The sequence below is a fragment of the Pontibacter silvestris genome (assembly GCF_020907275.1).
Classification (GTDB): domain Bacteria; phylum Bacteroidota; class Bacteroidia; order Cytophagales; family Hymenobacteraceae; genus Pontibacter; species Pontibacter silvestris.
This window is the reverse complement of sequence record NZ_JAJJWI010000006.1, coordinates 33623-46198: the sequence shown is the minus strand read 5'-3', so window position 1 is coordinate 46198 and position 12576 is coordinate 33623. Positions and strand designations below refer to the sequence as shown.

Below are 12576 nucleotides of genomic sequence, written 5' to 3'. Positions count from 1 at the left end.
ATACAAGATACCAGCTTTTTACATGCTCTTTTGATTATATACCTTAGCTGACACCTGTGCCTGATGTTTAAACCATTAATAATCGCCAGATACCTGCTAATAATACTAAGCCCAAAGCTACAGGAGTAAGTACTTTCCAGCAAAGGTGCATCAATTGGTCTACGCGCAAACGAGGATATGTCCAGCGAGCCCACAACTGCACAAACAGCAGTACCAGCGTTTTTGAGATCAACCAGAAAGCCCCCCACAAAATTCCCGACAGCTCTCCTACTGTTCCTGTTGTCAGGTACGCCAGTTTGAAAGGTCCTATGTTTGACAGTGGCGTATTCCAGCTACCCAGAAACAGTATCACTGCAACCAAACAAACTAGTACCATCATGGCATATTCTGCCAGAAAGAATACGGCAAACCTGAAACCAGAATATTCCACGTGAAAACCAGCCACCAATTCTGACTCTGCTTCTGGTATATCAAAAGGAGCACGGTTGCATTCTGCCAGCGATGCGATAAAATAAACCACAAAGGCCACTAATAGAAAAGGTGCTCTGAAGATATTCCAGGTAGTAATACCCCCAACAGCTGTTGTATTTATGCCTAATGCTTCAATGCCGAAAAGCCAGTTTGTATCATATTCCAACCCCGGAAACAGATTCATGATAGCGCCTTGCTGGTAACTGATCTCCTGGAAGTCCAGCGATTGGCATATCATAACGGCAGAGAGGATGGCTAAACCAGCAGGAATTTCATAGGACACAATCTGAGCTACAGAACGCATAGCTCCCAGCATAGCATATTTGTTGTTAGAGCCCCACCCTGCCATCAACAATCCGATTACATCCAGCGAAACAATGGCCAGAAAGTAAAACACCCCGATACCAATGCCAGCAGGCACCAGTCCAGGTGATAACGGAATAACAGCAAAACCAGCAAACACAGCAACAAATATCAGGACAGGAGCTATAGCAAAAAGCTTTTTATCGGCAGCAGAGGGGATAATATCTTCTTTCTGCAGGAGCTTTAGTACGTCCAGCAAAGGCTGTAAGGTACCATACGGCCCTGCCTCCGTTGGCCCCAGGCGGTCTTGCATAAAGGCCGCCACTTTACGCTCGGCATACACCACCACCACTACTATCAGCAGCATAAGCGACAAAGTGAGCACAAAAGCAAGCATAAGCGATTTGTTCTAATTATAATATCAGAGCAAAGTTAAACGATAATGTGACAATGTGCTAATGAGGTGAAATGCAATACTGCGTTACAGGTTTTCCAAACTATAAGAGAAAGCCCAAATAGCTAATGCAATTAACTGTTCTCAAGCAAATGCGGCACAAACTGTGACAAGTTCGTAATAATTCCTTTTTCGCGTCGGAAACCAATGGCACAACCTTCTCCAGCCCAGAACACACCTGCCTGGTACAGATAGCCATTAGTGTCTTGTGGAAGCTCGCACCATTGCTGGTATACCTGCTGCTGGTGGTCATATTCTCCTTCCATTTTAGCGACAGATACCTTGTCTACTACTTCTACACTTTGTCCTTCGCGGCCAAAATAAGGTTTGCGAATATACTTACCCCTTAAGGGTTCCAAATCTGTTTTCAGTAACAGCGGGTGATATGGAAAAGCATTCCAAAGCCAAGCCAGCATGCCTTTACTCTGGAACAATAAAGAATAAGCAGGGTTAGCAACAATCACGGTGCGTGTGCGGATTAAGAGTGTCAGGCTTTCGAGCAGTTCCGGCTCCTCCCAGGCAATTTGCTCCCAGGGCAGGAGCTTAAACAAAAACGGGAACTGCCGCCATTGCTCCGACTCTACCTGTGCCCAAACACCTTTCTCGGCACCCTCAGTAGATACACTTATATCTTCAACAGGGCATAAATGTGTATCGAAACCTGCTTCCCGGGCTGCCTGCGCCACTACGGCACAGTTGGTTTCATCTTCAGCACTCTCTCCTAAGTAAGTAAGCAGTAAGGCAGGCGGTAAATCATCGTTCAGCATACGCCAGGTCTTTAGCTGCTCTACCAAGGCCTCATACAAACCAGAATACTGATTAGCCTCCTTTTTACCTGCAGCAGCCAGACTTGCCCATTGCACTACAGCTGTTTCCGGAATAGATGTGGCGGTATCGGCATTAAACTCCAGTAGCTTTGGTCCCTCAGGGGTTTGTGCAAAATCGAAACGTCCGTAAAGGTGCCAGTGCCTTTCATCGTTCCAGGAATGGCGCACCAATTCCCAGAGGTTTTCAGGTACGCCCAAAATTTTCAAGAATGCTTCGGGTAAGTTATCCGGCACAGATTGCACCAGCATGTCATACAACGTATCAGCAGCATCTAACAGGGCATCAGCCTCCTTCTCCGGCAACACCACGGCCTCGCCAGGCACATAATTTGCACAGCCATCTTCCACACACCAATCCCAGCCGAGCCCGCGTACAGCTATTTCCACATCACCCTGATGTTCTTCCAGGTGTATGCTGGTTCTATTGTTACTCAACATGAAATAATATCAGACTAAAAGATAATAGACAAAGATTCAAAGGCACTAAGATTTTAATGACTTTAGCGATTTAAGCTCCTGCGCCACCACTACGCCCTCTGAAAAAGCCACTCCGCCCTGACCTTGGTGCCGTAGCCTGTTGGCGATAGGTCTGTACATTTTGCCTCCAGGTGTTTGTTCGCTCCATAACATTGGGGCTTGCATAGTAAGCAGGGCGGGGAGCTGTTGCACGGCCAGCCATAAATCCTAAACCGCTCCACCAAAGTACACTGCCTAAGCCAAAACCACCGGAGTGGTACGCCGTCTGGTTATTAGCAATTCCCTGCATCTGGTTCTGCAATTCCAGCCCCTGCAATGTATCAACACGACCATCATTGTACTTTAGTATAGCCATGCTTTGCCCCGGAGCAGTAGTCCGCTCATCTGTAATTTTCCACTCGTCAGGAGCTTCTTCTGTCAGCTCTGTAACAATTCCATCGGGCACCGCAACCTCTTCGCCAGAGTTCCACTCGTTGTTGCGGTTGTTTGTATCACAGCCTGTAAGGCCTAGGCATGTAGCTGCAGCTACTATAAATGCATTGCGTTTTAAATCGCCTACAGAAAGGTATCTTTTCTTCATCAGTATTGATTTTTGTATAGCTTGCTGATATACTTGTTACGGTAATATTTAGGCTGAAGATCATGTTGTACCTTCTCCTCATTAAAAACACGAGTGCTACTTAAAACAGCAAGAGGCGTAAGGGCAAGAATAAGGTTTGGTTATACACTATATCTCTTCTTGCCCAAGATAGGAAAACTATATCAAACAACAGGCTTGATTAACATAATGTCCCTGCACAATTTCTCATTCATTTTTAGTGCAGAAAACTAAGTTATTCCCACAATGGGTAATGTTCCAGGTTTACCTGCCGCTTAAAGAATATCCTGGTACTTTCTTCGAAAGAACGGGTGAAGTCGGAAACGTAGAACTTATGGTCACCTGTGAGCTTCTCCGCCGTTAAGTCGTTCTGTTCCAGAAAAGCTTTTACATGCTCTGCCACTATTACGCTGGCATCAAGCACATCTACCTTTCCATTATAATACTTTTCTATCTGCTTTTTAATAAGCGGGTAGTGGGTACAACCTAATATTACAGCCTCTATATCGTTCAATTCCGCATCAGAAAGGTACGCATTAATAACACTCTCCGAAATAGACTCGTTAAAGAAGCCTTCTTCTATCATGGGGGCCAGCAGCGGCGTAGCCAAGGATTTCAGCGTAATATCCAGGCCCAGTTCATCTACCTTCTTACGATATACGTTAGAGTTTACCGTTTGCTTTGTTCCGATAAGGCCAATTGTTCTCCCCCCGTACGTTGCCCCGATGTGCTGTACAATAGGGTCTATCACATTCAGCACTTTCGCCTTGCTTCCTACATACTCTCTTACCAGGTCATAAGCTGCAGCAGAGGCTGAGTTGCAAGCTATTAAGATAACCTTACACTGCTGTTTTATCAGCAGGTCGCATATTTTAACTGCATAAGCCTGTATCGCCGCCGTCGATTTATCGCCATAAGGCAAGTGGGCAGTATCGCCAAAATAAATCAGGCGTTCGTTTGGCAGCACTTGTAATATAGCCTGCGCTACTGTGAGCCCACCTATACCACTATCGAACACACCAATAGGTCTTTCTCTTTTATCCTGTACCATCGGAGCGAAATTAAGTAAAAAGGCACAAAAGAATCGTTGGCCATTTAAATTAATCTGACTGCTTTTTTTAACAATCTCCCGGAATCATTAAAGCTCCAGATAAGTTATAAAAACAATAAGCATAGTCATATTATAAGTTTACCAAGTATTTTCAGAGATATTGTTTGTTCGTAAGCTTAAAACTCTTACTTTTAAGTCAAGACATTAATAAACAGCTGCTTAACTAAACAAAAACGATCTGCGAATTAATAGGGAATGTGGAAGCCTGTTTGCCTTTATAAGGCAAGACTACTGAGAAAAGAATAACAGAAAAGCCCTTATGCAACCTACACTTACAAAACAAACTTTAAATATACAGCACCGCACAGAGTTGTATGGCAGCTTTGCAGCACGCTTTGTTTCTTTTCTGGTAGATTCGACACTTTTAGTATTCTTATACTCTTTCTTGCTGTACTTTACTACCAAAGATCATGGGCAGCTTACCACCTGGAAAGAGCTACTACAGGAGGACTCTGTTACACTAGATGAGGGCGTCCAAGCTTGCAAAACACTGTTCTACAATCTTTACTTCCCGGTATTGCACTGGTTGTACTACACTTTACTGGAATCTTCTAAAAGACAGGCTACTATCGGTAAGTTTACCTTAGGGCTTAGAGTAACAGACCTGCGGGGCAAACGCATTAACTTCCTTCAGGCTAACCTCCGCTACTTTTCAAAGGTAATTTCCTGCTTACCCGTGTTCCTGGGGTTCCTGGTAATGCTGAGTACCCGCAGGCGACAAATGCTGCACGACTACATTGCTCGTACGCTTGTCTTAACAGATTAGCCAATTAACTTAAAAATTGGACAAAAAAAACGCCACTCTTTTCTTATCTCCCGTATAAACACACAGAGAATATAAAGAGAACATAATAGAAAGGAGGAAAAGCTATGAGATTTATTCCAACCCGCTTTCACGGGATATTAGACTATATTTATGGTGCCTTACTAGTGGCTTCGCCATGGTTGTTTGGCTTTAGCGATGTTACATATGCCACATGGACAGCCGTAATTGTCGGTGTTGTTGTGCTGATGCAGGCAATTATAACTGATTATGAAGTTGGTGTTATTAAAAAAATGCCGATGCAAACGCACTTAATGCTTGACTTTGGTATTGGTGTACTGCTGGCACTGTCACCATGGATATTCGGTTTTGCGGAGGATGTGTATGCCCCGCACCTGATTTTTGGTATTGTTTCTATACTGACATCACTTACAACACACCGTGTACCGAGCCGTGCTTATAAAACTGAGCATGCAAGTCACCGTAATGACATCAGATAAAAGGAACTAACATCTAAAATAAAAGAGGTCGGCTAAATTAGCCGGCCTCTTTTATTTTTGCCCTATTTATAGCTCAGAAATAGCTAAATTTGTTTTATGAATTATCTATCAGCAGAAAATATATCTAAAAGCTTCGGAGACCGCTGGCTGTTTAAGAACCTGAACTTTGGCATTGGCCAAGGGCAACGGGTGGTCTTAGTTGGTATCAACGGATCCGGGAAAACAACCTTACTTAATGTACTTGCCGGAAAACTACCTCCTGACGAAGGCAGCGTAAGCTTACGGAAAGAAATAAACATTGGCTTTTTAGGCCAGAATCCTGAGTTTGATGAAGAGCTGACCGTGCAGCAGACTATCTTTCTGATGCAGAATGAGGTACTGGATACAATAAGAGACTATGAAGCAGCCATTGCAAACCCAGACACCAGCGCTGATAAAATGCAGCACCTGATGATACGTATGGATGAGTTGCAGGCTTGGGATTTTGAAGTAAAGGTAAAGCAGATTCTTTCTAAACTTGGTATTGAAAACCTGGATAAGCAGATTAAGCACCTATCAGGTGGGCAAAGAAAGCGTGTAGCCATGGCCAGGGTGCTAATAGAGGAACCGGAGCTGCTTATTATGGATGAGCCTACTAACCACCTGGACCTTGATACGATTGAGTGGCTGGAAAATACACTGTCTACCCAGAACACTACTCTACTGATGGTTACCCACGACCGCTATTTTCTGGACAAGGTCGCTAATGAAATTGCAGAGCTGGACCAGGGCGAGATATATACATACAAAGGCAATTACAGCTACTTTTTAGAGAAAAAGGCAGAGCGTGAAGAAGCTGCCGTAGCAGAAACGGAAAAAGCCCGAAACCTGATGCGGAAGGAACTGGAGTGGATACGTCGCATGCCTAAAGCTCGTGGAACTAAGGCAAAATATAGAGTGGATGCCTTTGAGGACCTTAAAGAAAAAGCTGCTAAAAAGACCAGCGGTCCCCAGTTAGAACTGTCTGTAAAAACAACGAGGCAGGGCGGCAAAATTATAGAAGTAGATCATATCTCTAAATCGTTTGGTGCTAAAAAGATAGTAGACGACTTTACTTATGTCTTTAAAAAGCAAGACAGAATAGGTATTGTGGGACCAAACGGAGCAGGTAAGTCTACTTTCCTGAACATGCTGACAGGTAAACTACAGCCTGACTCCGGCACAATAGAAGCCGGACAGACAACTGTTTTTGGTTATTACACGCAGGATGAGCTTACTTATAAAGAAGACCAACGTGTAATTGATATTGTAAAAGAGATTGCCGAAGTAGTAGAAATGGCTAATGGCGAAGTAATAACGGCCAGCCAGTTTCTGCAGCATTTCCAGTTTGCACCACCACAGCAGTATACTTATGTGAGCAAGCTAAGCGGTGGTGAAAAGCGACGCCTGCAGTTATTGCGTGTGCTCATTAAAAACCCTAACTTCCTTATTCTGGATGAGCCTACCAACGACCTTGATATTATTACGCTAAACATTCTGGAGGATTTCCTGCTGAACTTTGGCGGCTGTCTGCTCATTGTATCGCACGACCGTTACTTTATGGACAGGCTGGTAGAGCATCTGTTTGTGTTTGAGGGTGAAGGCCAGATACGCAACTTCCCGGGAAACTACACCGATTACCGTGAGTGGCAGAAAGAACAGGAGAAGTTAGAGAAAGAAGAGCAGGATAGTAAACCAGCTGCAACACCAGCCCCTGTTGTTGCCGAAGCAAAGCTAGATCAGCCAAATAGCAATCGTAAAGCAACTTATACTGAAAAACGTGAATATGAGCAACTTGAGAAAGAAATTGCAAAACTGGAGACAAGAAAGGCGGAAATAATAGAAACAATGAACAGTGGCACTACCACCGATCATGAACAACTGACAACATGGGCTACCGAATTAGAAAGTATCAACGGTCAGCTGGAAGAAAAAGAGTTCCGTTGGCTGGAGTTGGCAGAACTGATGTAACATTGTTAAATGTGTTTTTTTAACCCTGAGGCTTGATCGTAGAACTCTAAGAACTCAGGGTTAAGAAAATTTTGTTTTTTTCTTCCTTCTGAAGATAGTTGGTTCAAAGCGACAGTCAGCTTAGAAACTAACTTAGCTTAACATAAAACTTATTATGCCAAAAGCAGTTTCTATGCTCATGAATTATACAGCCCGCCCCACTTTTGGCACTTTAGCTAAGTCACGGTCTACAGATTGCATAGTATCTTATTTAAACTGGGCTGTGTCTGATAAATACCTTTCAAAGGAAGAACTCAGAACTTTAAGCACTGCCTGTTTGCTCTAACGACATTATCTGAGACTACTGAATAATCAGATTTTAATTCATCAGACATAGCCTAATTTAGGAAGATGGCCCCTTGTTTTTATAGTCAATATTATGCTGAGCTCATGCAACTTAGTTTATGTCAGTATAATTAAAATGTCAGTATTAAATATCATGTTTAAATCATAATTTTGCAAAATCATACATCTGCCGCATATGGACAACGGGTATATTAAGAGCAATAACTTTTGTGAGACCAAATGCTTTCAGATGTACAAATGGCTTTAGTTACCTTGCTTAGTTAGATAAGTTTAATGTATTATCTGATATCAAAACACAAATAGTTAACTTACCTGCCTCTGCCAAGCAACATGTAAACTAACCGCATAAATGATTGAGCCTACCACATTAAAAACAGTAGAACAGGAATACGTGTATACTTTTTCCATTTGTACTTTAGTAAATGATTTACAAGAGTATCAGCTGATGAAGTCTACTTTTGAAGGCTGCGGTTTTACAGATGATTGTGAATATTTTTATATGATAATTCTAAAAGCAACGTAGTGGATGCCTATCAAGCTATGTCAGGTTTTCTGAGATAGGCTAAAGGCAAATATATTATTGCAGTACATCAGGATGTGAGATGTATAGATTCAAAGCAACATCTTATATCTTGTATTGAAAACCTTACGAATATTGATCGCAACTGGGCAGTCTGTGGCAATGCCGGCTGCAATGATTATCATGAGCAGGTGCGGTATTTGGATAATGCTGGCAAAGTAATACAGGATAAAGGCTTACCTAAAAGAGTTAAATCTTTAGATGAAAACCTCTACTTATCATCAACCGAACTGCTAATTTAAGTGTATCCGGAGACTTGGCTGGCTATCACTTATATGGCACCGATTTATGTATTATTGCTGATTTCTTAGGTTATACCACCTATGTAATACCATTTATGGTTCAACACCTTAGTCTGGGAGGCTCCAAAAACTTCAGAGAATCTATACAAATGTTTAAGGAAGGATACGCCAAAAAGATGAGAAACCGCTGTGTGGAAACAACCTGTACCCGCTTTTATATTAGTAATGGAGTCTTTAAAACAAAACTTTATAATTTTCCTCCTATCTTTAGTATGATTAAAGCTACTCTTATATGTAAAAATATCTTAAAAGTGCTTCACCATAAGCAGTAGAGTCTAATGCAGCCATTGTAATGTAAAAAAATTTATGACTAATTATATCGATAATAAGGCTGTGTTAAATTTAATTATCTATAAGCTAAAGATATACCTGACATAATGTAACTGTAACAGAAAAGCTACCAAGTTGTTAACACAAAAAACTTCTACAAGCTTTTTGCGTTAACAACAGAAGTTCGTACTATTGCAGGACTAACAGCCATTATGCAACAAACAACAGCAGCCATAGTAACTACACTTTCTCTGCCAGCTTCACCTGGTCAGGTGCTGTTGAATGCTGTTTCTTCCTATTGCCTTCGTGCTTATCGTTATTATAGCTATGGTTATTATTATCACAGCTATCAACGCTTCTGCCAAGGCATCAATCTTAAGAATTCATTAGAGAGCTAAGTCCGTATAAAGGGCATAAGTTCCAGAGATCACGATACCAAAGCAGAGCGAAAGCCCTGCTTTTTTTATTTCTATACATTCATCAAAAGAAAACACAAACATGAACCTGACACAAAACTACAGCAGTTATACCGAAGAAAACCATAATGTTTGGGCTATTCTATACGACCGCCAGATAAAGAACCTGCCTGATAAAGCTGTTCCAGAGTTTTTAGAAGGATTGAAGAAGGTAGGTTTTCAGTCAGAGCGCATACCGGACTTTGAAAAGGTTAACCAGCGCCTAAAGCCGTTAACAGGCTTTGAGGTAGTGCCCGCTCCAGGTATTGTAGATGACGCTTTATTTTTTGAGTTGATAGCTAACAAAAAGTTTCCGGCAACTGTCTGGATCCGGAGCTTAAAGCAACTGGATTACCTGGAAGAACCGGACATGTTTCATGATGTATTCGGGCATGTGCCCTTGCTTACTATTCCGGTATACTGCGAGTTTTTAGCTAAACTCTCTGCTCTAGCGCTCGAACATATAGATAAACCAGAAATTATTGACAGGCTTACGCGCATCTACTGGTACACTATAGAATTTGGCCTATTCCGAAACAGCGATGGAGAGGCTAAGATTTACGGAGCAGGTATACTCTCATCAGTCGGCGAAAGTAAGTTGTCTGTGTCAGAAGAAAGTGTAAAACATGACTTTGATGTGCAACACATTCTGGACACACCTTATATAAAAGAGACATTCCAAAGCCAGTATTTCTGTATCGACAGCTATGAACAACTACTTAACAGCCTGCCACAGTTGCGAGAGGCATTAGTTAAATTGCGTTCAAAACTTGAAACTGTGTAACACAAAACTAAGAAGCTGTTCAGGAGCAAAGAACCTGAACAGCTTCTTAGTTTTGTGCTTTAATTGGTTAGCTCAGGGCTAATCTGAAAGCCTAACTTACGTGGCTTAATCAGGTGCGTATTCTCAAGTTTTTGCTTCAGGGTTATTCGTTCTATTTCACTTATATCCTGCCCCATCAGGTCATTATTAACTGCTGCAATCATGGCACTTTCCACTATTATCCGTAATGTCTTATGGCAGATTACGTTCTTAGCTATATTAGAAATTTCATCATAAGGCAGGTTTAACTGCTTTACCCCCTCAATGCAAAAGTGCTTTTCTATATTTATAAGCATACGGCCTACCAGATAACCCGGGTCCTCCAGCCGGTTATACTTAATAGTATCGGCCATAAAGTTGTAGGCCATGATATGCCCAAAGAACCTGCGTCTGAAATCCTCCTCTATATAGCTGTTTCGCATAATCTCATAATCATCCGGAAAAGTAATAATATTAGAATGCATCACAAAAACCAGCAAATCGCCGCTGAATTTAATATGAAATTCATAGTCACTCACATTGCGGTATTCAATCATCACATTAGCATCCTGGCTTGTAATACGCTCTGTCAGTTCATCAACTAACTCAATCGATATCGATTTCAGCTGCGCAAATGTTTCCTTTGTATTCCGGAAAATGGCCTGCTTTGTCTTCGACTTCTGTTCCAGTCCAAAAATAATGTCATTCAACTTGTCTTCCATGTTTTAATTGTACGGTGCCTATACATGTTTTAGATTCTAGTTTTACCGTAGTTTAATGCACTTTGTTTGGTGATAGTTAAGAATGAAAGTTGTTTTCATGTATACCTTGCTGAAAAATAAAAAGCCGCAAACTACTCCATTTGCGGCTTCCGATAAACTTTAAGAAAATAGTTTGCCTCAGTAGAGCACAAACAGGGGCTAAGCTTCTAGTTCCTCTAGCTGTTCTTCGTTAAGTTCCAGATTATGATAAACTTTTTGCACATCGTCGTCGTCCTCAAGTGCATCAATAAACTTAAGAATTTTACGCACTGCTTCATTATCATCAACCGGTACAGTGGTTTTAGGTATACGCTGTAGTTCTGCACTCTCCAGTTCCAGGTTTAGTTCTTCCACCTTCTTTTGCATTGAGCCGAAGTCTTCCATGGCACAGTATACAGTAACATACTCCTCCTCAAACTCAACTTCCTCAGCACCAGCGTCAATCATTTCTAACAGAAAGGCTTCTTCATCCTGTGTAAACTCTTCGTTCTTTTTCACTACAAACACACCTTTTCTATCGAAGATAAATTCCAGAGAACCATTTGTTCCCAGGCTGCCATTGTGTTTGTTAAAGATGGTCCTCAAATTCTGTACTGTACGGTTAATATTATCGGTTAGCGTTTCTATAAAAACAGCCACGCCATTGGTTGCGTACCCTTCGTAGCTTACTTCATTATAGTTGCTGTCATTTCCTTCCCCTTTCTTTATGGCTCGCTCTATATTGTCTTTCGGCATGTTAGCCGCTTTGCTGGTTTGAATGGCCAAACGCAGACGTGGGTTGCCGTCGGGGTCAGGACCACCCTCTTTTGCAGCTACAGTGATTTCTTTAATTAACTTTGTAAAGATTTTGGAGCGCTTAGCGTCCAAAGCCCCTTTTTTGCGCTTAATCTGCGACCATTTACTATGTCCTGCCATAGTTGTTTTACTTAGATTTTTTTAATGAATCAATTACAGATTTACAGGCAAGACTTATACCCTTACCCAATATCTACTTCTTCTTTTACTAACTCAACAGAACAAAATAAGGTAAAAATTCCTAATCTGCATAAAAAGGGCAGCCCCGTTTGTTAATGAGGCTGCCCTTAATTACTTAATCAGTATGTTCTTCGTTTCTGCTACAGGAAGAAAAAAATAGCGTTAATAATGTTTAGCACCAATAGCAGAAAAAGGTTTGGTGAGTCTTGTATTATCTTCTTCATATATGTAAGCCGTTAGCATAAATTCAACATTATTTTTTTAGCATTTGCTACTTCTGATGAATACGCCTTAAAACACAAAATGTTACATATCTAATAAACTCTAATTCACCCCTTCAAGTATCTTAGAAAGGAAATATTGCCGTAAAACATCATACCCAAACAACAGTTTACATAAATATAAAATCAAACATCATAAAAACAGGTACTAAATATTGTATTTTTTATAGTTAAACCTGAAAATATTTTAAATTAGAAGGTTGAGTTACGACTGCAGTCTCCTGAGAAAGCAAGCTAGACTACCACAGAACAAGAAATAAAGCAGGAATTATTGTATCTTTACTTTAGTTAGGGTTGTTATGTGTATTTGCA

Annotated in this window: 11 protein-coding genes; 5 read left to right on the top strand and 6 right to left on the bottom strand. The window is 41.3% G+C overall.

From position 1 onward, the window contains the following. Positions 1–67: 67 nt before the first annotated feature. From LN995_RS06950 to murI, 4 genes are all read right to left on the bottom strand, one after another. Positions 68–1171: a complex I subunit 1/NuoH family protein gene (locus LN995_RS06950; protein WP_229959747.1), complete on the bottom strand. Its 1104-nt coding sequence runs from the start codon at positions 1169–1171 to the stop codon at positions 68–70. Between the two features lie 131 nt (positions 1172–1302). After that, the gene (locus LN995_RS06945; protein ID WP_229959745.1) at positions 1303–2493 is read right to left on the bottom strand and encodes a glutathionylspermidine synthase family protein; all 1191 of its coding nucleotides are present in this window, start codon (positions 2491–2493) and stop codon (positions 1303–1305) included. A gap of 70 nt (positions 2494–2563) precedes the next feature. Next, on the bottom strand, positions 2564–3112 hold the full coding sequence (locus LN995_RS06940) for a hypothetical protein (protein WP_229959743.1): 549 nt from the start codon (positions 3110–3112) through the stop codon (positions 2564–2566). A gap of 253 nt (positions 3113–3365) precedes the next feature. Next, positions 3366–4181 (bottom strand): glutamate racemase, encoded by an 816-nt coding sequence (gene murI, locus LN995_RS06935; protein WP_229959742.1) that lies wholly within the window; start codon positions 4179–4181, stop codon positions 3366–3368. Positions 4182–4500: 319 nt separating this feature from the next. On the opposite strand from murI, the gene LN995_RS06930 reads away from it, so the two are divergent. From LN995_RS06930 to LN995_RS06910, 5 genes are all read left to right on the top strand, one after another. Continuing rightward, positions 4501–5007 carry an RDD family protein gene (locus tag LN995_RS06930; RefSeq protein WP_229959740.1) on the top strand — a complete coding sequence of 169 codons (507 nt, stop codon included), beginning with the start codon at positions 4501–4503 and terminating at the stop codon, positions 5005–5007. Positions 5008–5111: 104 nt separating this feature from the next. Continuing rightward, on the top strand, positions 5112–5504 hold the full coding sequence (locus LN995_RS06925; RefSeq protein WP_229959739.1) for an SPW repeat protein: 393 nt from the start codon (positions 5112–5114) through the stop codon (positions 5502–5504). Between the two features lie 96 nt (positions 5505–5600). Beyond that, positions 5601–7493: an ABC-F family ATP-binding cassette domain-containing protein gene (locus LN995_RS06920; RefSeq protein WP_229959738.1), complete on the top strand. Its 1893-nt coding sequence runs from the start codon at positions 5601–5603 to the stop codon at positions 7491–7493. Positions 7494–9202: 1709 nt separating this feature from the next. Then, positions 9203–9388 carry a hypothetical protein gene (locus tag LN995_RS06915; protein ID WP_229959737.1) on the top strand — a complete coding sequence of 62 codons (186 nt, stop codon included), beginning with the start codon at positions 9203–9205 and terminating at the stop codon, positions 9386–9388. A gap of 100 nt (positions 9389–9488) precedes the next feature. Next, positions 9489–10229, top strand: coding sequence for a phenylalanine 4-monooxygenase (locus tag LN995_RS06910; RefSeq protein ID WP_229959736.1), 741 nt, complete (start codon positions 9489–9491; stop codon positions 10227–10229). Positions 10230–10288: 59 nt separating this feature from the next. Here the strand turns inward: LN995_RS06910 and LN995_RS06905 are convergent, their stop codons facing one another. After that, entirely contained in the window at positions 10289–10969 is a 681-nt protein-coding gene (locus LN995_RS06905; protein ID WP_229959735.1) for a hypothetical protein, read from the bottom strand. Positions 10970–11167: 198 nt separating this feature from the next. Then, a complete protein-coding gene (locus LN995_RS06900) occupies positions 11168–11923 on the bottom strand; it encodes a YebC/PmpR family DNA-binding transcriptional regulator (RefSeq protein ID WP_229959733.1) in 756 nt (251 codons plus the stop codon). Positions 11924–12576: the final 653 nt, after the last annotated feature.